Source organism: Micromonospora sp. PTRAS2, from assembly GCF_054052245.1.
Genome location: NZ_JBSWBU010000001.1, coordinates 485681 through 506582 on the forward strand (window position 1 = coordinate 485681; position 20902 = coordinate 506582).

At 71.4% G+C, this 20902-nt stretch carries 19 protein-coding genes; all 19 read right to left on the bottom strand.

From position 1 onward, the window contains the following. Window positions 1-3: 3 nt before the first annotated feature. Window positions 4-786, bottom strand: coding sequence for an IclR family transcriptional regulator (locus tag ACVMYR_RS02310; RefSeq protein ID WP_074475423.1), 783 nt, complete (start codon window positions 784-786; stop codon window positions 4-6). A gap of 176 nt (window positions 787-962) precedes the next feature. Further along, complete coding sequence (locus ACVMYR_RS02315; protein ID WP_457121004.1) at window positions 963-2045, bottom strand: polyprenyl synthetase family protein; 1083 nt, start codon at window positions 2043-2045, stop codon at window positions 963-965. A gap of 90 nt (window positions 2046-2135) precedes the next feature. Next, window positions 2136-3689 carry an NADH-quinone oxidoreductase subunit NuoN gene (nuoN, locus tag ACVMYR_RS02320; protein ID WP_457121005.1) on the bottom strand — a complete coding sequence of 518 codons (1554 nt, stop codon included), beginning with the start codon at window positions 3687-3689 and terminating at the stop codon, window positions 2136-2138. Next, window positions 3686-5221, bottom strand: a complete 1536-nt coding sequence (locus tag ACVMYR_RS02325) for an NADH-quinone oxidoreductase subunit M (RefSeq protein WP_043961437.1) — start codon at window positions 5219-5221, stop codon at window positions 3686-3688. The genes nuoN and ACVMYR_RS02325 overlap by 4 nt, the downstream gene beginning before the upstream one ends. Window positions 5222-5285: 64 nt before the next feature. Next, window positions 5286-7229: an NADH-quinone oxidoreductase subunit L gene (gene nuoL / locus ACVMYR_RS02330; RefSeq protein ID WP_077935675.1), complete on the bottom strand. Its 1944-nt coding sequence runs from the start codon at window positions 7227-7229 to the stop codon at window positions 5286-5288. A gap of 26 nt (window positions 7230-7255) precedes the next feature. Beyond that, window positions 7256-7555: an NADH-quinone oxidoreductase subunit NuoK gene (gene nuoK, locus ACVMYR_RS02335; protein ID WP_007074133.1), complete on the bottom strand. Its 300-nt coding sequence runs from the start codon at window positions 7553-7555 to the stop codon at window positions 7256-7258. Next, the gene (locus ACVMYR_RS02340) at window positions 7552-8322 is read right to left on the bottom strand and encodes an NADH-quinone oxidoreductase subunit J (protein WP_077935674.1); all 771 of its coding nucleotides are present in this window, start codon (window positions 8320-8322) and stop codon (window positions 7552-7554) included. The genes nuoK and ACVMYR_RS02340 overlap by 4 nt, the downstream gene beginning before the upstream one ends. Continuing rightward, the gene (gene nuoI, locus ACVMYR_RS02345; protein WP_074475428.1) at window positions 8319-8960 is read right to left on the bottom strand and encodes an NADH-quinone oxidoreductase subunit NuoI; all 642 of its coding nucleotides are present in this window, start codon (window positions 8958-8960) and stop codon (window positions 8319-8321) included. Before nuoI ends, ACVMYR_RS02340 begins: the two co-directional genes overlap by 4 nt. A gap of 1 nt (window position 8961) precedes the next feature. Further along, a complete protein-coding gene (gene nuoH, locus ACVMYR_RS02350) occupies window positions 8962-10314 on the bottom strand; it encodes an NADH-quinone oxidoreductase subunit NuoH (RefSeq protein WP_077935673.1) in 1353 nt (450 codons plus the stop codon). Further along, on the bottom strand, window positions 10311-12827 hold the full coding sequence (locus tag ACVMYR_RS02355; protein ID WP_457121006.1) for an NADH-quinone oxidoreductase subunit G: 2517 nt from the start codon (window positions 12825-12827) through the stop codon (window positions 10311-10313). The genes nuoH and ACVMYR_RS02355 overlap by 4 nt, the downstream gene beginning before the upstream one ends. Beyond that, window positions 12827-14143, bottom strand: a complete 1317-nt coding sequence (nuoF, locus tag ACVMYR_RS02360) for an NADH-quinone oxidoreductase subunit NuoF (protein ID WP_043961427.1) — start codon at window positions 14141-14143, stop codon at window positions 12827-12829. Before nuoF ends, ACVMYR_RS02355 begins: the two co-directional genes overlap by 1 nt. Then, window positions 14140-15138 (bottom strand): NADH-quinone oxidoreductase subunit NuoE, encoded by a 999-nt coding sequence (nuoE, locus tag ACVMYR_RS02365; protein ID WP_353899861.1) that lies wholly within the window; start codon window positions 15136-15138, stop codon window positions 14140-14142. The genes nuoF and nuoE overlap by 4 nt, the downstream gene beginning before the upstream one ends. Continuing rightward, the gene (locus ACVMYR_RS02370; protein ID WP_091279494.1) at window positions 15135-16460 is read right to left on the bottom strand and encodes an NADH-quinone oxidoreductase subunit D; all 1326 of its coding nucleotides are present in this window, start codon (window positions 16458-16460) and stop codon (window positions 15135-15137) included. Before ACVMYR_RS02370 ends, nuoE begins: the two co-directional genes overlap by 4 nt. After that, entirely contained in the window at window positions 16457-17194 is a 738-nt protein-coding gene (locus ACVMYR_RS02375; RefSeq protein WP_077935669.1) for an NADH-quinone oxidoreductase subunit C, read from the bottom strand. The genes ACVMYR_RS02370 and ACVMYR_RS02375 overlap by 4 nt, the downstream gene beginning before the upstream one ends. Continuing rightward, window positions 17191-17868 carry a NuoB/complex I 20 kDa subunit family protein gene (locus ACVMYR_RS02380; protein WP_007074124.1) on the bottom strand — a complete coding sequence of 226 codons (678 nt, stop codon included), beginning with the start codon at window positions 17866-17868 and terminating at the stop codon, window positions 17191-17193. Before ACVMYR_RS02380 ends, ACVMYR_RS02375 begins: the two co-directional genes overlap by 4 nt. A 14-nt stretch (window positions 17869-17882) precedes the next feature. Continuing rightward, window positions 17883-18248, bottom strand: coding sequence for an NADH-quinone oxidoreductase subunit A (locus tag ACVMYR_RS02385; protein ID WP_043961418.1), 366 nt, complete (start codon window positions 18246-18248; stop codon window positions 17883-17885). Between the two features lie 135 nt (window positions 18249-18383). Further along, entirely contained in the window at window positions 18384-19658 is a 1275-nt protein-coding gene (locus ACVMYR_RS02390; RefSeq protein WP_077935668.1) for a geranylgeranyl reductase family protein, read from the bottom strand. A gap of 133 nt (window positions 19659-19791) precedes the next feature. After that, window positions 19792-20043, bottom strand: a complete 252-nt coding sequence (locus ACVMYR_RS02395; protein WP_077935667.1) for a hypothetical protein — start codon at window positions 20041-20043, stop codon at window positions 19792-19794. Window positions 20044-20108: 65 nt separating this feature from the next. After that, complete coding sequence (locus ACVMYR_RS02400; protein ID WP_396727478.1) at window positions 20109-20822, bottom strand: demethylmenaquinone methyltransferase; 714 nt, start codon at window positions 20820-20822, stop codon at window positions 20109-20111. Window positions 20823-20902: the final 80 nt, after the last annotated feature.

Genomic DNA, 20902 nt, shown 5'->3' on the forward strand with positions numbered 1-20902 from the left:
GGCTCAGTTTTCGGCGGCGACGGCGTCGGCGATGGCGCGGGCGGCGGTGAGCAGCTTGGCCCGCACCACCCGGGCGGAGGTCATCATCTCGCTGGCCGGCAGCGAGCAGGCCAGCACCATCCGGCGTTCCATGTCCTTGTCGGGGACGACGAGCACGGCGGCGCACGCGACGCCCTGGCGGAACTGCCCCAGCTCCAGCTGCATGCCCCGGCGGTCGCCGGCCGCCACGTCCGCCTCGAACGCCTCGGGGGTGGTGAGGGTGGCGTTGGTGAACGGGCGCATGCCGTATTCCCGCAGGTAGCGGAAGCGCTGCTCGGCGGTGAGGGTGGCCAGCAGCGCCTTGCCGAGCGCGGTCGCGTGCGCGCCCTCGTCGAACCCGGGGACCAGGTCCTCCAGGTGCGGGGAGCGGTGCCCCTCGGCCACGGCGGTCACGGCGACCTGGCCGCCGACGAAGCGCCCCAGGTAGTGGCTGTAGCCGGTGTCCAGGGCGGCGCGGCGCAGGCACTCGCCGACCGCCGCAGGCCCGCGGAACGCGGTCACCAGCTCGCGGTAGCGGTCGGCGATCTCCAGCCCCACGATGTACGTGCCGTCCTCCCGGCGGATCACGTAGCCCTCGTAGGCCAGCGTGCGGACCAGGTGGTAGGTGGTGGCCACGGTCAGCTCGCAGCGCCGCGCGATCTGCTTGACGGTCAGCCCCTTCGGGGCGCGACCGACCGATTCGAGCACGCGTAGCGCGCGGGAGACACTCCGGATGAGGTCCGAAGGTTCCGCCAAGGGGTCGCGCACAACCACCTCCGCCGCCGGGGACTTACACCATATGAAATCCAGGCGTCCGGCGAAATGCCTGTTCGGGTCGACGCTGCCAGATCATCCTAAACGGTCAGTGCGTCGAGCGACACGGTGAGTTGTCCGAGTCGGACTCGCGAAGGGTTCGCGGAACCCGCACCGGGACCCGGGAAGGGTCAGCCGGTGCGGTCGGCGATGTAGTCGCAGAGGGACTCCAGCGCGCGGCGCGACGACGTCTCCGGCAGCAGCGAGAGCTGCTCCCGGGCCTCCTCGGCGTAGCTGCGGACGGTCTCCCGGGCGCGCTTGAGCGCCGGGGACTCGCGGAGCAGGCCGAGGGCCTCGGCGTGCAGGGCGTCGTCGACGAGCGGGCCCGTGGCCAGGATCTCCCGCAGCCGCACCGAGGCGGCGTCGGAGTCGTCGGAGGCGAGCGCGTAGAGCACCGGCAGGGTCGGCACGCCCTCGCGCAGGTCCGTGCCGGGGGTCTTGCCCGACTGCACCGACTCGCTGGCGATGTCGAGCAGGTCGTCGGAGAGCTGGAAGGCGACGCCGATCGTCTCGCCGTACCCCGCCAGGGCCTCAGTGTGTGCCGCGGACGCCCCGGAGAACAGGCCGCCGAAGCGGGCCGAGGTGGCGATCAGCGAGCCGGTCTTCTCGGCGATCACGCCGAGGTAGTGGGCCACCGGGTCCTGCCCGTCCCGGGGGCCGACCGTCTCGGCGATCTGGCCGTGCACCAGGCGGGCGAACGTGCGCGCCTGCAGCCGCACCGCCTCCGGGCCCAGATCGGCCGAGAGGTCCGCGGCGCGGGCGAAGAGGTAGTCGCCGACCAGGATCGCCACCGAGTTCGTCCAGCGGGAGTTGGCGCTCGGGGCGCCCCGCCGCACGGCGGCCTCGTCCATGACGTCGTCGTGGTAGAGCGTCGCCAGGTGGGTGAGCTCCATCACCACGGCGGCGGAGACGACCCGCGGGTCGGCCGGATCGCCGAACTGGGCGCCCAGCGAGACCAGCAGCGGGCGGAACCGCTTCCCGCCGGCGTCCACGAGGTGCCGGGCGGCCTCGGTCACCAGCGGGTCGGCGCTCGTCACGGTGGCCCGCAGCTCCGCCTCGACGGACTCCAGCAGGCCCAACACGGACGCCTCGACGCGGGCATCGGCCAGGTGCAGGCCGAGCGCGCCGAACTGACCCATGCTCTCCCGACCCCGCCGAGCGGAGCCGGTGGCACCTGAACGCTCGCCAGCCGGATTCACCACGCTATCCACCATGCCACACCCGTTCGACCTGCTCCGGGGCGGGGATGCGGCGACGGGGCCGGCACGCTGTCGCGTACCGGCCCCGTCGCGGGGAAACGTCGGTCATCGCACGAATTCGGCGGCGCCGTTGGCGAGGTCGAGCAGCGGGCCCGGCACGACGCCCAGCACCAGCGTGGCCAGCACGCCGATCATGAGCGCCGCCGAGGTCAGGCCGCCCGGCACCGTCACCGTCGGGGTGGACTCCCCCGGCTCGGACAGCCACATCATGACCACGACCCGCAGGTACGGGAACGCGAGCACCATGCTGGTCAGCACGCCGGCCACCACCAGCCACGCCTGGTCGGCGTCCAGGGCCGGGGCGAAGACGGCGAACTTGCTCATGAACCCGCTGGTGAGCGGGATACCGGCGAAGGCCAGCAGGATGAAGGTGAAGACCGCCGCGAAGAACGGCGAGCGCTTCCCCAGCCCCGCCCAGCGGGACAGGTGGGTGGCCTCCCCGTCGGCGTCGCGGACCAGGGTCACCACCGCGAACGCGGCCAGCACCGAGAAGCCGTACGCGGCGAGGTAGAACATCGTGCCGGCGAGCCCGTCCCGGCTCGGCGCGAGCACCCCGACCAGGAGGTAGCCCGCGTTGGCGATCGACGAGTAGGCCAGCAGCCGCTTGATGTCGGTCTGGGTGACCGCCAGCACCGCGCCGACCAGCATGGTGAGCACCGCCACCGCGCCGAGGACCGGGGTGAAGTCCCACGCCGCGCCGGCGAACGCCACGTGGAAGACCCGCAGCAGGGCACCGAACGCGGCGACCTTCGTGCAGGCCGCCATGAAGCCGGTGACCGGCGTCGGGGCGCCCTGGTAGACGTCGGGGGTCCACACGTGGAACGGGGCGGCGGCGGCCTTGAACAGCAGGCCGATGGAGAGCAGCGCCATGCCGGCGAAGAGCAGCACCTGGCTGGCCGGGGACTCGCCGACCGCCGCGTGGATGGTGGCGAAGTCGACGCCGGCCGGGCGGCCCGGGATGCCGGAGGTGAAGCCGTACACCAGGGCCACGCCGAACAGGAAGAACGCCGAGGCGTACGCGCCGAGCAGGAAGTACTTCATCGCCGCCTCCTGGCTCAGCAGCCGCCGGCGACGGGCCAGCGCGCAGAGCAGGTAGAGCGGCAGGGAGAAGACCTCCAGGGCGATGAACATGGTCAGCAGGTCGTTCGCCGCCACGAAGATCAGCATGCCGCCGATGGCGAAGCTGGCCAGCGGGTAGACCTCGGTCGCCCCGTTGCTGCCCTCGGCCTGCCGCCGGTCCTCCACCGACTCGGCGGTGACGGCGGCCTGGGCGACGAACGCCCCGCCCCGCTCCACCGAACGCTCGCCGATGAGCAGCAGCGACATCGCGGCGAGGACCAGGATCGCGCCCTGCAGGAACAGGGTCGGCCCGTCCACGGCGAGCGCCCCGCCGGCGGTGATCAGCCGGTCGTCGGCGTTGAAGATCACCATCACCAGCGCGGCGAGCACCGCGAGCAGCCCCAGCGAGAGCTGCACGAGGTGGCGGTGCCTGCGGGGCACGAAGGCCTCGACCAGCACGCCCAGCAGGGCGGCCGTCAACATGATCAGGATCGGAGCGAGCGCCGCGTAGTCGATCGACGGCAACTTGAGCTCGGTCACTTCGCGGCCTCCTGCACGACGCCGCCGACCTCAGGGGCCGGATCGGTCCTGCCGACGTCCTCCATGGTGGCCCGGACGGCGGGGTTGATGACATCGGTGACCGGCTTGGGATAGAAGCCGAGCAGCACGATCAGCGCGATCAGCGGTGCGACCACGACCTTCTCGCGCAGGTTGAGGTCGCGGCGCATCGGCTCGACCTCGGTCAGGGCCGGGTTGAGGGTGCCCTGGGTCGTCCGCTGCACCATCCACAGCACGTACGCGGCGGCCAGGATGATGCCGAGCGTGGCGATCACCGCGACCGGCTTGTTCACCGTGAAGGTGCCGATCAGCACCAGGAACTCGGAGACGAACGGCGCGGTGCCGGGCAGGGCCAGCGAGGCGAGGCCGGCGAAGAAGAGCACCCCGGCCAGCAGCGGCACCAGCTTGCCCGCGCCGCCGAAGTCACTGATCAGGGCCGAGCCGCGCCGGGCCACCAGCATGCCCACCACCAGGAAGAGCAGGCCGGTGGCGAGGCCGTGGTTGAGCATGTAGAGCACCGCGCCCGTGCCGGCCTGCGTGGTGAAGGCGAAGATGCCGACCCCGATGAACCCGAAGTGCGCGATCGAGGTGTACGACACCAGCCGCTTCAGGTCGTTCTGGCCGACCGCCAGCAGCGCGGCGTAGATGATGCCGATCACCCCGAGCGCGAGCGCGTACGGGGCGAACCACTTCGACGCCTCCGGGAACAGCGGCAGGCAGTAGCGCAGGATCCCGAACGTGCCGACCTTGTCCAGCACGCCGACGAGCAGCGCGGCGGCCCCGGCGGGGGCGGCCCCACCGGCGTCCGGCAGCCAGGTGTGGAACGGGAAGAACGGCGCCTTGATCGCGAAGGCGAGGAAGAAGCCGAGGAACAGCCAGCGCTCGGTCCCGGTGGAGATGTCGATCTGGGTGAGCGCCTGCCAGTCGAAGGTCTTCCCGCCGACGACCCACAGGCCGATCACGGCGGCCAGCATGAACAGGCCGCCGACCAGCGAGTAGAGGAAGAACTTCACGGCCGCGTACTGCCGCTGGTGGCCGCCGTAGCTGCCGATCAGGAAGTACATCGGCACCAGCATGACCTCGAAGAACACGTAGAACAGGAAGACGTCGGCGGCGGCGAAGACGCCGATCATCGTGGATTCGAGGACGAGCAGCAGGGCGAAGTAGACCGGGATCGAGCGCTTCGACGACTCGGCGTCGTGCCAGGACGCGAGGATCACCAGCGGCACCAGCACCGCGATCAGCATCAGCATCACCAGGGCGATGCCGTCGGCGGCGAAGGTGAACCGGGCGTCCCACTGCGGGATCCAGGTGTACGACTCACGGAACTGGAGCCGCTCACCGCCGGTCTTGAACGCCAGCCACATGACCACGGACAGCGCGAGCACCAGCAGCGACCACCCGAAGGCCACCTGCTTGGCCAGCTCCGGCCGGCGGCGCGGCAGGACGGCCACGACCAGCGCGCCGACCAGCGGCGCCACGGTCAGCACCGAGAGGAACGGGAAGTTGGACATTATGCGGCCTTACCTCCGTCGTCACTGCGTGGTCCGCCGGCGGGGGCGGCCGTAGAGAGGTCGATCACGCCAGCCACCCCGCCTGCACGGCCAGGAACGCCGCCACCACCAGCAGCGCGCCGGTCAGGATGGACGTCGCGTACGACCGGACGAAGCCGGTCTGCAGCCGCCGGAGTCGGCCGGAGCCCCCGCCCACGGCGGCGGCGAGGCCGTTGACCAGCCCGTCGATGCCCCGGTTGTCGAGGAAGACCAGCGCCCGGGTGAGGAAGATCCCCGGCTTCTCGAAGACCGCCTCGTTGAAGGCGTCGGTGTAGAGGTTGCGCCGGGCGGCGGTGACCAGCACACCCGCCGGCTGCGGCTCGGTGGCCGTGCCGTTGCGGAACAGCGACCAGGCGAGCCCGGCCCCGGCGATCGTGACGACCAGCGACAGGATCGTGATCACCGTGTGCGACAGCACGGCGTGGTGCTCCTCGCCGGCCTCGCCGAGCACCGGCGTCAGCCAGGAGGCCAGGCCGTCGTTCCACACCATCAGGCCACCGGCGACCACCGAGCCGATCGCCAGCAGGATCAGCGGGATCGTCATCAGCTTCGGCGACTCGTGCGGGTGCTCGATGTCCTCGGTCCACCGCTTCGGGCCGTGGAAGGTGAGGACGAACAGCCGGGTCATGTAGAACGCGGTGAGCCCCGCGCCGAGCAGCGCCGCGCCGCCGAACAGCCACGCCGTCCAGTCGTCGCGCGTGAAGGCGGCGACGATGATCGGCTCCTTGGAGAAGTAGCCGGACAGCGGCGGCAGGCCGATGATGGCCAGCCAGCCCATCATGAACGTGATCCAGGTGACCTTCATGTACTTCGACAGCCCGCCGAAGCGGCGGATGTCCACCTGGTCGTTCATGCCGTGCATGACCGAGCCGGCGCCGAGGAACATGTTGGCCTTGAAGAAGCCGTGCGCCAGCAGGTGGATGATCGCCAGGGCGTACGCCCCGCCGCCGAGGCCGACGCCGAGGAACATGTAGCCGATCTGGCTGACCGTCGACCAGGCCAGCACCCGCTTGATGTCGTCCTTGGCCGCGCCGATGATGCAGCCGAGCAGCAGGGTCAGCGCGCCGACGCTGACCACCACGAGCTGGAGCGTCGAGTTGGCCGAGAAGACCGGGTTGGACCGGGCGATCAGGTAGACGCCGGCGGTGACCATGGTGGCGGCGTGGATGAGCGCCGACACCGGGGTCGGGCCCTCCATCGCGTCCGGCAGCCACGCCTGCAGCGGGAACTGGCCGGACTTGCCGGCCGCGCCGAGCAGCAGCAGCAGGCCGAGCACCAGCACCGTGGTGCCGGTCAGCGAGCCGACCCCGTTGAACACCTCGTCGTACTGGGTGGTGCCGAGGGTGGCGAACATGATGAAGATGCCGATGGCCAGGCCGGCGTCGCCGACCCGGTTCATCAGGAACGCCTTCTTGCCGGCGGTGGCCGCGCTCGGCCGGCCGTACCAGAAGGAGATCAGCAGGTACGACGCCAGGCCGACGCCCTCCCAGCCGAAGTAGAGCATCACGTAGTTGTTGCCGAGCACCAGCAGGAGCATCGCGGCGACGAAGAGGTTGAAGTAGGCGAAGAACCGCCGCCGACCCTCGTCGTGCGCCATGTACTCGACCGCGTACAGGTGGATCAGGAAACCCACCCCGGTGATCAGCAGGACGAAGACCGCGGCCAGCGGGTCGAACAGCAGGCCGAAGTCCACGTGCAGGTCACCGACGGCGATGAAGTCCCACAGGCTCAGCTCCGCCGACTTGTTCTCCAGGCCACGGAGCTGGAAGAAGTAGGTCAGGCCGAGCACGAAGGAGGCCCCGATCGCGGCCACCCCGAGCCAGTGCCCCCACCGGTCGGCCCGCCGGCCCAGCAGCAGCAGGACCGCCGCGCTGGCCAGCGGAATCGCCACCAGCAGCCAGAAGCTGCCCAGCAGGCCGCTCGCCGCAGCGTAGGCGACGTCACCTGCCGGCTCAGCCGGGGCGTTCATCAGAATCGTTCCCACCGCAGGGCCCCTTAGTACTTCAGCAGGTTGGCGTCGTCGACGCTGGCCGAGCGCCGGGTCCGGAAGATGGACATGATGATCGCGAGGCCGACCACGACCTCCGCCGCGGCCACCACCATCACGAAGAACGACATGATCTGGCCGTTCAGGTCACCGTTGATCCGGCTGAAGGTGACCAGGGTCAGGTTGGCCGCGTTCAGCATCAGCTCGACGCACATGAACAGCACGATCGCGTTCCGGCGGACGAGCACCCCCACCGCACCGATGGTGAACAGCACCGCGGCGAGCACCAGGTAGTAGTCCGGGGTCATCGGTCCGTCCCCTTCAGCGTGGTCTCCTCGGCGGTCAGCTCCCGGGCCGGCAGGATCTCCGGGATGCTGCGCTCGGTCAGCCGGCCGTCGGGCAGGCGGGCCGGCGTGGCCACCGAGGACGAGGTGGCGAAGACACCCGGGCCGGGCTTCGGGCCGGGGTAGTTGCCCGGGGCGAAGCGGGCCTTCATGGTGGCGATCTGGTCCATCTTGTCCTCCCGCCGCCGCTCGATGTGCGCCAGCACCATCGCGCCGACCGCCGCGGTGATCAGCAGCGCCGACGTCAGCTCGAAGGCGAAGACGTACTTGGTGAACAGCAGCCGGGCGATGCCCTGCACGTTGCCCTCGGCGTTGGCCTGCTCCAGGCCGACCGCCGAGACGCCACCGAGGCCCCGGTAGAGGCCGCCGCCGACCAGGCCGGCGAAGCCGAGCCCGAGCACCACGGCGGCGACCCGCTGGCCGCGCAGGGTCTCGATCAGTGAGTCCGAGGCGTCCCGGCCGACCAGCATCAGCACGAACAGGAAGAGCATCATGATCGCGCCGGTGTAGACGATGATCTGCACCATGCCGATGAACGGCCCGGCCTGCAGGACGTAGAAGACGCCCAGGCAGAGCATCGTCAGCACCAGCCAGAGCGCCGAGTGCACGGCGTTGCGGGCCGCGATCATGCCGATCGCGCCGAGCAGCGCCAGCGGGGCGAGGATCCAGAAGGTGACCTCCTCGCCGCCGGAGACCCCGCCCGCCGCGGCGAGCACCGTCTGCGTGGTCATGCCTCGTCCCCCTTGCCCGCCGCCGCCCGCTGGGCCTGCTGCTCGGCGCCGGGGAAGGTCACCCCGGGGTGCTCCTCGACCTGGTAGCGACCCGGGCTGTTCGCCGCGTGCTCGGCACCGGCCGACGTGCCCGGGTTGCTCAGCGCGCCGACGTAGTAGTCCTTCTCGCTGTCGCCGAGCCGCATCGGGTGCGGCGGCTGCTCCATGCCCGGCAGCAGCGGCGCGAGCAGCTGCTCCTTCGTGAAGATCAGGTCCTGCCGGTTGTCCCGGGCCAGCTCGTACTCGTTGCTCATGGTGAGCGACCGGGTCGGGCAGGCCTCGATGCAGAGCCCGCAGAAGATGCAGCGGGCGTAGTTGATCTGGTAGATCGACGCGTGCCGCTCACCCGGGGACAGCCGGTTCTCTTCGGTGTTGTCCCCACCCTCGACGTAGATCGCGTCGGCCGGGCAGGCCCAGGCGCACAGCTCGCAGCCGATGCACTTCTCCAGGCCGTCCGGGTGCCGGTTGAGGATGTGCCGCCCGTGGTAGCGCGGCGCCGAGACCGGCGGCTTGAACGGGTAGTCGGTCGTGACGACCTTCCTGAACATGTGCGAGAAGGTGACCCCGAAGCCCTTGAACGTTCCGGTGATCGCGCCCACGTCACACCTCCCTGGAGTCCGAGCCGGCGGCGATGTTGGCCGGCTCCCGCTCGGCGACCACGCGCTTGGTGCGCGGGCTCGGTGGCACTTGCAGGTCCATCGGTGGCAGCGGGAAGCTGCCGTGCGGGCGGCTGTTGACCTGCTCCTGCAGCGTCGGCCGCGGCTCCTTCTTGCGGCTCGGCCACAGCAGCGTCACCAGCAGCAGCACACCTGCGCCGAGGCCCGTGGCGAGCAGCCGGTCCCGGGTCTGCCAGCCCTCGATCGAGCGCAGGCCGGCCAGGACCAGGATCCAGACCAGGTTGATCGGCAGCAGCACCTTCCAGCCGAACCGCATGAACTGGTCGTAGCGGAGCCGGGGCAGGGTGCCCCGCAGCCAGACGAAGACGAAGACCAGCGCCAGGACCTTGCCGAAGAACCAGAGCATCGGCCACCAGCCGGTGTTGGCGTCCGCCCACAGCGTGATCGGCCAGGGGGCCCGCCAGCCGCCGAGGAACAGCGTCGTGGTGACCGCGGACATGGTCACCATCGCCACGTACTCGCTGAGCATGAAGAGCGCGAACTTCAGCGAGCTGTATTCCGTCATGAAGCCGGCGACCAGCTCCGACTCGGCCTCGGGGAGGTCGAACGGCGCCCGGTTGGTCTCACCGACGGTGGCGATGAAGAAGATGATGAAGCTCGGCAGCAGCAGGATCGCGTACCAGCCGGGGGCCGGCACCTCGACGCCGGCGATGGTGAACCGGGTGGCGTCGCCCTGGGCGGCGACGATCCCGCTGGTCGACATCGTCCCCGCGGTCATGAACACCGCCACGATGCTCAGCCCCATCGCGACCTCGTACGAGATCATCTGGGCGCTGGAGCGCAGGCCGCCGAGCAGCGGGTACGTCGAACCGGACGCCCAGCCGCCGAGCACGATGCCGTAGACGGCCAGCGACGAGCAGGCCAGCAGCACCAGCACCGCCACCGGCACGTCGGTGACCTGCAGCGGCGTCCGGTGGCCGAAGATGCTCACCATCGGGCCGAACGGGATCACCGACAGCGCGGTGACCGCGCAGACCACCGAGATGACCGGGGCGAAGAAGTAGACGACCTTGTCCGCCGCCTTCGGGAGGATGTCCTCCTTGAAGGCCATCTTCAGGCCGTCGGCGAGGGTCTGCAGCAGGCCGAACGGGCCGACCTGGTTGGGGCCGGGCCGCACCTGCATGTAGCCGACGACCCGCCGCTCGAACCAGACGCCGAGCAGCGTGGCCAGCAGGCCGAAGACGAAGGCGAACAGGACCTTGATCAGGACCAGCCACCACGGGTCCTTGCCGAAGTCGGCCAGCGTCGGGTCCTGCGCGAGGTAGACCGCGTTCACTGGGAAACACCCCCGGAGTTGAGGAGGGGACCCGGGCGGCCGGCCGCGTCGGCGGCGACCTCGCCGGCCGGGGCCGGTCCGGTCGCCGTGGCGGCGGAGATCCGCACCACCGTGCCGGACGTCGCGCCGAGGCCGCGCCGGACGGTGGAGCCGGGTGAGTTGGTCGGCAGCCAGACGACGCCGTCGGGCATCTCGGTGATCGCCGCCGGCAGGGTGATGGCCCCCCGGTCGGTGCCCACCGTCACCGGGTCGCCGTCGGCGACGCCGAGGGCCTCCGCGGTGCCCTTGCCCAGCCGGGCCACCGGCGGGCGGGCGGTGCCGCCGAGGTGCTCGTCGCCGTCGGTCAGGCTGCCCAGGTCGACGAGCTGGTGCCAGGTGGCCAGCACGGCCTCCCCGGCGTCGGGCTGCGGCACCGTGGCCGGCTGCACCGACGGCGTGGACGGCCGGTCGGCCCGGGTCGGCGGCAGGCTGCCCAGCTCGCGGCGGACGCTGAGCACGTCGCCGGTGCCGAGCTGCACGTCGAGCAGCGCGGCGAGGGCGTCGAGCACCCGGCCGTCGGTCATCGCGGCGGTGTGCAGGACCGCCTCGAAGGGCCGCAGGCGACCCTCCCAGTCCAGGAAACTGCCGGCCTTCTCGACCACCGGGGCGACCGGGAGGACCACGTCGGCCCGGCGGGCCACCGCGCTCATCCGCAGCTCCAGGCTGACCAGGAACGGCACCGTGTCCAGGGCCTGCTCGGCCAGCCGGGGGTCGGCCAGGTCGGCCGGGTCGACGCCGGCGACCACCAGCGCGCCGAGCTGGTCGCCCGCCGCCGCCGCGAGGATGGCGTCGGTGTCCCGGCCGGCCTGGCTCGGGATCACGCCGGCCGGGATGTCCCACGCCTCGCCCAGCTCGGCCCGCGCGGCCGGCTCGGTGACCGGACGGCCGCCGGGGAGCAGGTTAGGCAGGCAGCCCGCGTCGACCGCGCCCCGGTCGCCCGCGCGCCGCGGCACCCAGGCCAGCTTCGCGCCCGTACGCCGGGCCACGTCCGCCGCCGCCGACAGGCCGCCGGGCACCTCGCCCAGCCGCTCGCCGACGATCAGGATCGCGCCGGGGGTGCTCAGTGCCTCGGCCACCGTGGCGTGCTCGGCGAGCACGCTCGCCTCCTCGCCCGGCACCACCCGGGCCAGCTTGGCCCCGAGCTTCTCCAGGCCGCGGGTGGCGAACGGCGCGATCGCGTACACCGTCAGCTTCTTCTTCAGGTACGCCTTGCGCAGCCGCAGGAAGAGGATCGGGCACTCCTCCTCCGGCTCCAGGCCGACGAGCACCACGGCGGGGGCGTTCTCCACGTCCGCGTAGGTGACGTCGGTGCGCCCGGCGACGGAGCTGGCCAGGAAGTCGGACTCCTCGCGGGAGACCGGCCGGGCCCGGAAGTCGATGTCGTTGGTGCGCAGGGCGACCCGGGCGAACTTCGCGTACGCGTAGGCGTCCTCGACGGTGAGCCGGCCGCCGGTCAGCACCGCCGTGCCCCGGGCGGAGTCCCGGGCTGCGGCCAGCCCCTCGGCGGCGACGGTCAGCGCCTCGCTCCACGACGCCTCGCGCAGCTCACCGGTCTCGGCGTCGCGCACGAGCGGGTTGGTGATCCGGTCGAACGCGCGGGTGTACTGGAAGCCCCAGCGGCCCTTGTCGCAGTTCCACTCCTCGTTGACCTGCGGGTCGTCGCCGGCCAGCCGGCGCAGCACCTTGCCGCGCCGCCAGTCGGTGCGCTGGGCGCAGCCGGCCGAGCAGTGCTCGCAGACGCTGGGGCTGGAGACCAGGTCGAACGGGCGGGCCCGGAACCGGTACTGCGCGCCGGTCAGCGCGCCCACCGGGCAGATCTGCACGGTGTTGCCGGAGAAGTAGGAGTTGAACGGGACGTCGCCGCTGTCCTCGCCGGCCTCCGCGCCGTACTCCTCGTCCCGGTAGATGTTGATCTCCTCGGCGGACGACCGGCCCATTAGGTCGATGAACTTGTCGCCCGCGATCTCCTCGGAGAACCGGGTGCAGCGCTGGCAGAGCACGCAGCGCTCGCGGTCGAGCAGCACCTGGGTGCTGATCGGCAGCGGCTTGGGGTACTCCCGCTTGTGCTCGTGGAACCGGGAGTCCGTGCGGCCGGTGGACATCGCCTGGTTCTGCAGCGGGCACTCGCCGCCCTTGTCACACATCGGGCAGTCGAGGGGGTGGTTCATGAGCAGCAGCTCCATGACCCCCTCCTGCGCCTTCTTGGCGACCGGCGAGGTGAGCTGGGTGCGCACCACCATGCCCTCGGCGACGGTCTGGGTGCAGGAGGCCACCGGCTTGCGCTGGCCCTCCACCTCGACCAGGCACTGCCGGCACGCGCCGGCCGGGGCCAGCAGCGGGTGGTCGCAGAAGCGCGGGATCTCGGTGCCCAGCTGCTCGGCGACCCGGATCAGCAGCGCACCCTTGGGTGCGGTGACCTCGACGCCGTCGATCGTGAGGGTGACGGTCTCGGTCTGCTTCGCTACGTCGGTCATTAGTGCGCTCCCACCAGCTGCTTGTCCGACAGCTTCGGCGCGGTACGTCCCTCGATGTAGTCGAGGTAGTCCTGCTTGAAGTACTTCAGCGACGAGGTCACCGAGCTGGTCGCACCGTCACCCAGGCCGCAGAACGAGCGGCCGAGGATGTTGTCGCAGGTGTCGAGCAGGGTGTCCAGGTCCTCGTGGGTGCCCTGGCCGGCGAGGATCCGCCGGTAGACCCGGACCATCCAGTAGTTGCCCTCGCGGCACGGGGTGCACTTGCCGCACGACTCGTGGTGGTAGAACTCCAGCCACCGGTAGGTCGCGTAGACCGGGCAGTCCTGGTCGGAGAAGAGCTGGGTGGCCGTGGTGCCCAGGATCGAGCCGGCCGCCGCCACCCCCTCGAAGTCCAGCGGCACGTCCAGGTGCTCGGCAGTGAGCAGCGGGGTGGACGAGCCGCCCGGGGTCCAGAACCGCAGGTTGTGGCCCGGCTGCATCCCGCCGGCCAGCTCCAGCAACTCGCGCAGCGTGACGCCCATCGTGCACTCGTACTGGCCGGGGTTGGCGACCCGGCCGGAGAGCGAGTAGATCATCGGCCCGGACGACTTCTCCGTGCCCATGGTCTTCCACCAGTCGGCCCCGCCGAGCACGATGTACGGCACGCTGGCGATGGTGCCGACGTTGTTGACCACGGTGGGGCTGGCGTACAGGCCGTGGGTCGCCGGGAACGGCGGGCGCAGCCGGGGCTGGCCCCGGAAGCCCTCCAGCGAGTCCAGCAGCGCGGTCTCCTCACCGCAGATGTACGCCCCCGCGCCCGAGTGCACCACCAGGTCCAGGTCGAACCCGGAGCCGAGGATGTTGCGCCCGAGGTAGCCCTTGGCGTACGCCTCCTGGACGGCGCTGCGCAGCCGGCGCGCGGCGTGCACCGCCTCGCCCCGGATGTAGATGTACGCCCGGCTGGCCCGGATCGCGTACGACCCGATGATCACGCCCTCGACCAGCGAGTGCGGGTCGTGGGTCATCAGCGGCAGGTCCTTGCAGGTGCCCGGCTCGCCCTCGTCGGCGTTGACCACCAGGTAGTGCGGCTTGCCGTCGCCCTGCGGGATGAAGCCCCACTTCAGGCCGGTCGGGAAGCCCGCGCCGCCGCGACCGCGCAGCCCGGAGTCCTTGATGAGCTGGATCAGGTCGTCCGGGTGCGCCTTGAGCGCCTTGCGCAGGGCGGCGTAGCCGTCGAGCTTCTCGTAGGTGCCGATCCGCCAGGCGTCCGGCGACAGCCAACGCTTGGTGAGCACGGGGGTGAGCTTGGCCAGGGTCTCCGGCCGGGGAGTCGTCACTGCTGGGCCTCCGCTTCCTTGAGGGAGCGCTCCTGGGCTTCGGCGTCGTCGCCGGCGGGCTTGCGGTCGCCGGCCGGCGGGTTCGCGGCGGCGCCCGCGGCCTGGGCCTGCTGGGCGTCGCGCGGGACCGGGGGCGCCCCGTCGACCGGCACCGCCACCCCGGGCGCGGCCGGCGCGGGCTCGGGCTCGGCTGCCGGAGCCGGCTTCGCGGCCTGGGCCTTCGCCTCGGCGGCGGCCTTCTCGGCCTCGGCCTTCGCCTTCTCGGCGTCCGCCTTGGCCTTCGCCTCGGCGGCGGCCCGGTCGGCCTCGGCCTTGCTCCGGATCGGGGTGTTCGGGTCGTAGCCCGGCACCGAGATGCCGTGCTGCTCGGCCAGCCGCAGGCCCCGCAGGGTGGGCTCGCCCGGGCCGCCGTCGGCGACCGCGCCCTCGCGCTCGTCGGCGAAGCCGGCGAGCTGCACCGACATCTCCTTCAGCGTGCAGAGCCGCGCGCCCCGGGTCGGCATCGGCCGGCCGCCGGCCCGCAGCTCCTCGACCACCCCGACCGCGGTCTGCGGGTCGACGCCGTCGAAGAAGTCGTAGTTGACCGTCATGACGGGGCCGTAGTCGCAGGCCGCGAGGCACTCGGCGTGCTCCAGGGTGACCTTGCCGTCGGCGGTGGTCTCGTCGTGCCCGACGCCCAGGTGCTCGGCGAGGGTGTCGTAGACCTCCTGCCCGCCCAGCACGTTGCACATCGTGTTGGTGCAGACGCTGACCAGGTAGTCACCGGTCGGCCGGCGCTTGTACATCGTGTAGAAGGTGGCGACCGCGCCGACCTGGGCCTTGTTCAGGCCGAGCACCTCGGCGCAGAACTCGACGCCGGCCGGGGAGACGTACCCCTCCTCCGACTGCACCAGGTGCAGCAGCGGCAGCAGCGCCGACCGGGACCGGTCGGCCGGATAGCGGGCGATGATCTCGCGCGCCCGCTCCCGCGTCTGCTCAGTGAAAGTCGTCGTCATCGGTCACAACCACCCATCACGGGGTCCAGCGAGGCGCCGCCGGCGATCACGTCGGCGATCAGGCCGCCCTCGGCCATCGCCGGGAGGGCCTGGAGGTTGACGAAGCTCGGCTCCCGGTAGTGCACCCGGTAGGGCCGGGTGCCGCCGTCGGAGACCGCGTGCACGCCCAGCTCGCCCCGGGGCGACTCGATGCCGACGTACACCTGGCCCGGCGGGACCCGGAAGCCCTCGGTGACGAGCTTGAAGTGGTGGATCAGGGACTCCATCGACTGGCCCATGATCTTGGCGACGTGCTCCAGCGAGTTGCCCATGCCGTCCACGCCGATGGCGAGCTGCGCCGGCCAGGCGATCTTGCGGTCGGCCACCATCACCGGGCCCGGCTTGAGCCGGTCCAGCGCCTGCTCGACGAGCTTCAGCGACTCCCGGATCTCGGCCAGCCGCACCAGGTAGCGGCCCCAGACGTCGCCGTCCGGGTGGGTGGGCACGTCGAATTCGTAGGACTCGTAGCCGCAGTACGGCATCGTCTTGCGCAGGTCCCAGGCGAGGCCGGCGGAGCGCAGCACGGGGCCGGTGACGCCCAGCGCCAGGCAGGCGGTCACGTCGAGCACCGCCACGTGCTTGGTGCGCTCGGTCCAGATCGGCTGGCCGGAGAGGAGGTCCTCGTACTCCTTGAGCTTCTTCGGCATCATCTTCAGGAAGTCGCGGATCTTGCGGATCGCGTCGTCCGGGACGTCCTGCGCCACGCCGCCCGGCCGGACGTACGCGTGGTTCATCCGCAGGCCGGTGATGGTCTCGAAGATGTCGAGGATGTACTCCCGCTCGCGGAAGCCGTACAGCATGATCGAGATCGCGCCCAGCTCCATGCCGGTGGTGGCCAGCCAGACCAGGTGCGACGAGATCCGGTTGAGCTCCATCATCAGGACCCGGATCGTGGTGGCCCGCTCGGTCACGTCGTCGGTGATGCCGAGCAGCTTCTCCACCGCGAGGCTGTACGCCGTCTCGTTGAAGATCGGGGAGAGGTAGTCCATCCGGGTCACGAACGTCGAACCCTGCACCCAGTTGCGGTATTCGAGGTTCTTCTCGATGCCCGTGTGCAGGTAGCCGACGACCGACCGGGCCTCGCGGACGGTCTCGCCCTCCAGCTCCAGAATCAGCCGGAGCACGCCGTGGGTCGACGGGTGCTGCGGACCCATGTTGACGACGATCCGCTCGTCGTTGATCGGGTCCGTGCCGGAGACCACCTGGTCCCAGTCCCCACCGGTGACGGTGAAGACCTTGCCCTCGGTCGTCTCGCGCTCGGTGGCGTAGTTCGACGTCGTCACTGGTACGACCTCCGTCGGTCCGGCGGCGGGATCTCCGCGCCCTTGTACTCGACGGGCACGCCGCCGAGCGGGTAGTCCTTGCGCTGCGGGTGCCCCTCCCAGTCGTCCGGCATGAGGATCCGGGTCAGGTTGGGGTGGCCGTCGAAGACGATGCCGAACATGTCGTACGCCTCCCGCTCCTGCCAGTCGGCGGTCGGGTAGACGGCGGTGACGCTCGGCAGGTGCGGGGCCTCGACGGAGACCGCGGCCTCCAGCCGCAGCCGGCGGCGGTAGGTCATCGAGGTGAGCTGGTAGACCACGTGCAGTCGGCGCTCGTCCGCGCCCAGGTAGTCCACCCCGGACACCGAGGAGCACAGCTCGAAGCGGAGCGCGAGGTCGTCGCGCAGCACCTGGCAGACCTCGGCGATGCGCTCCGGGCGCACGTGCAGGGTCAGCTCGCCCCGGTCGACCACGACCTTCTCGATCGCGTCGCCGAAGTGCGGGTACGCCTCCTCCAGCGCGTCGCGGACCTCGTCGAAGTAGCCTCCGTACGGCCGGGGGGTCTCCTCGATCGGCCGCTGCTGGCGGACCAGGCCGCCGAAGCCGGAGACGTCGCCGCTGCCCTGGTTGCCGAACATGCCGCGCCCGGCCGGGCTGGACGGCGGGTGCTCGGCCGGCGCGCCGCTGCTAGCCCCGGCCGGCGTCACCGGCACGGGCACGCCGCCGGTGCTGTTCCTGTCGTTCGGTGCGGTCACTTCGGGCCCCCGTGCGGGTGGAGGTGGTTCTGCGCGTTCATCCAGTTCTCGATCCGCAGCTGCTCCTCGCGCCCCTCGCGGACCGCCCGGGTCCACTCGGCGCGCCGGGCCTTGTCGTTGCGGTACGACGAGGGCATCGAGCCGTACGGCACGACGGGGACGTCGCCGCGCTCCTGGCGGGCCTGGAGCATCTTGCGGCCGTTCGGGCCCAGCGGCTCATACATGATCTTCTCGCGGAGCTTGAGGATCGCGTCGATGAGCATCTCCGGCCGGGGCGGGCAGCCCGGGAGGTACATGTCGACCGGGACGATGTGGTCGACGCCCTGCACGATGGCGTAGTTGTTGAACATGCCGCCGCTGCTGGCGCAGACGCCCATCGAGAGCACCCAGCGGGGCTCGGCCATCTGGTCGTAGATCTGGCGCAGGACCGGGGCCATCTTCTGGCTCACCCGGCCGGCGACGATCATCAGGTCCGCCTGGCGGGGCGAGGCGCGGAACACCTCCATGCCCCAGCGGCCCATGTCGTAGTGCGGGCCACCGGCGGCCATCATCTCGATGGCGCAGCAGGCCAGGCCGAAGGTGGCGCCCCAGACGGACGACTTCCGCGACCAGTTGACCAGCTTCTCCACGGAGGTGAGCAGGACGCCGGCGGGAAGCTTCTCCTCGATACCCATCTGACGTACCTCCCTCAGTCCCAGTCCAGGCCGCCGCGCCGCCACACATAGGCGTACGCGACGAAGACCGCGACGATGAACAGGACCATCTCCACGAAGCCGAAGATCGGCAGGGCGTCGAACGAGACCGCCCAGGGGTAGAGGAAGATGATCTCGATGTCGAAGACGATGAAGAGCATCGCCGTCAGGTAGAACTTGATCGGGAACCGGCCGCCCCCGACGGGCTGCGGGCTGGGCTCGATGCCGCACTCGTACGCCTCGAGCTTGGCCTTGTTGTACCGGCGCGGGCCGGCGAAGCGGGCGGCGGCCACGGAGAACAGCGAGAACGCCGCGGCGAGGGCGAACAGCCCGATAATGGGTGCGTAAGGCGAGAGCGTCATCGTGGTCTCCTGCTCGTCCTTCCCTGCCCTCGGCGGTGGTGGGCCAAAATCACACTATTCACGTCCCTCACGACGGCTGTCGGCGGGGGTCGATCTCTGCCTGGCCGGTGTCCTCGTCGACCTCGGCCCGACGGCTCACACGGCGGGTGCCGCCTTCGTCATCGCGTTGATGACCCGGTCCATCGCGTCCCCGCCGCGCGGGTCGGTCAGGTTGGCCAGCAGCTTGAGCACGAAGCGCATGAGGGCGGGGTGCGGCATGCCGTGCTTCGTGGCGACCCGCATGATCTCCGGGCGGCCGATCAGCTTCACGAAGATGCCGCCGAGCCGGTAGTAGCCGCCGAAGCGGGCCTTCAGCTCCTGCGGGTACGCCAGCAGGGCCCGCTCCCGCTCGGCGCCGGCCGGCCGGGCGAGGGCCTGCACCGCGACCTCGGCGGCCAGTTCGCCGGACTCCATCGCGTACGCGATGCCCTCGCCGTTGAACGGGTTGACCATGCCGCCGGAGTCACCGACCAGCAGGACGCCCCGGGTGTAGTGCGGCACCCGGTTGAAGCCCATCGGCAGCGCCGCGCCGAGGATCGGCCCCTCGGCGTTCGTCTCGTCGGTCAGCCCCCACTCCTCGGGGGTGTTGGCCAGCCAGTCGGTCAGCAGCCGCCGGTAGTTGGTCTTGCCGAAGGCGGTGGAGGAGTTGAGGATGCCCAGGCCGGCGTTGACCCGCCCGTCGCCGAGGCCGAAGATCCAGCCGTAGCCGGGCAGCAGCTCGCCGTTGCCCTTGCCCCGCAGCTCCAGCCACGACTCCAGATAGTCGTCGTCGTGCTTGGCGGGCGAGCGGTAGTAGCGCCGGACGGCCACGCCGATCGGCCGGTCCTCGCGCTTGGCCAGCCCGAGGGCGAGCGGGAAGCGGCCGGAGACGCCGTCGGCGGCGACCACCAGCGGCGCGCGGAAGGTGGCGGGCTCCTTCTCCGGGCCGACCTCGGCCACCACGCCGATCACCCGGTCGTCGGCGTCGAGCACCGGGCCGGTCACGTTCACGCTGGTGCGCAGCTTCGCCCCGGCCGAGACGGCGCGCTGGGCGAGCAGGTCGTCGAAGTCGAGCCGGGTGCGGACCAGGCCGTAGTTGGGGAAGCTGGCCAGGTCGGGCCAGTCCAGCTCCAGTCGGACGCCGCCGCCGATCACGCGCAGGCCCCGGTTGTGCAGCCAGCCCGCCTCGGTCGAGGTGTCCACGCCCATCCGGATGAGCTGCCGGACCGCGCGCGGGGTCAGCCCGTCGCCGCAGACCTTCTCCCGGGGGAACTCGGTCTTCTCCAGCAGCAGCACCCGCACGCCGTGCCGCGCCAGGTGATATGCCGTCGCCGAGCCGCCGGGACCGGCGCCCACGACGATCACGTCGGCGTCGTTCTCCACCGCGGTCATCTGCGCCTCCTCCCCATGCTCGTGAAATGCTTCACAAGCCAGTCGGGTGGAGTCTATGACCGGCGTAACACGCGCGCCCGGTTAGGTGGCCCTAACTTGCCGAGGTGAGGGCCACAAAGGTCCACTTCGGTCGTCAGCGCGGGGCGGGGACCGTGTCGTCCAGCCGGGTGTCGGCCGCGTCGTCCAGTCCGGCGTCGGCCCGGATCGACTCGGGCAGGTGGTCGCGCAGCGCGCCGCCGGCCACCCGGTCGAGCGCGGCCAGCACCTCGGCCACCACGCGGCGCACGTCGGCGGGATCGGCACCGGCCAGGTCCCGGAGCTGGGCGACCAACTCCGCCGCGTCGTCGTCCGGCGGCGCGTCGCCCGCCTGATCCGCTCCGGTCATGCCGCGAGCCTAAGCGGCAAAGTGGACTATTTCCCCACAATTGGGAAAGGTGTGGGCGACTCGGGTCAGGCGCGGCGGGTCGCGCGGTGCAGCGCCACGACGCCGCCCGTGAGGTTGCGCCACGCCACCCGCTCCCAGCCGGTCGCGCCGATCCGCCCGGCCAGGGCCGGCTGGTCCGGCCACGCCCGGATCGACTCGGCCAGGTAGACGTACGCCTCCGGGTTGCTCGACACCGTGCGGGCCACCGCCGGCAGCGACCGCATCAGGTACGACAGGTAGACCGTCCGGAACGCGGGGTTGACCGGGGTGCTGAACTCGCAGACCACCAGCCGGCCGCCGGGGCGGGTGACCCGGGCCAGCTCCCGCAGGGCTGCGTCGGTGTCCGACACGTTGCGCAGCGCGAAGGAGATGGTCACCGCGTCGAAGCTGGCGTCGGCGAAGGGCAGCCGCAGCGCGTCCCCGGCCAGCAGCGGCACCGTCGGGCGGGACCGCTTGCCGGCGTGCAGCATGCCGAGGGAGAGGTCGGCGCCGACCGCGTACGCGCCGGACTGGGACAGCTCCTCCGTGGAGACGCCGGTGCCCGCGCCCACGTCCAGCACCCGGTCGCCGGGGCCGAGCCCCAGGGCCGCCCGGGTGGCCCGCCGCCACGAGCGGTCCTGCCCGAAGGAGAGGACCGTGTTGGTCAGGTCGTAGCGGGCCGCCACCCCGTCGAACATCGCGGCGACCTCGTGCGGCTGCTTGTCCAGGCTGGCGCGCTGGCCCTGCGGGGTACGGCTCACCCCTCCACTCTGCCAGCCGCCGCCCGGACGCGGTACGGGCGGGGTGGTCGCCCACCCCGCCCGTACCGTCGTGCATCGCC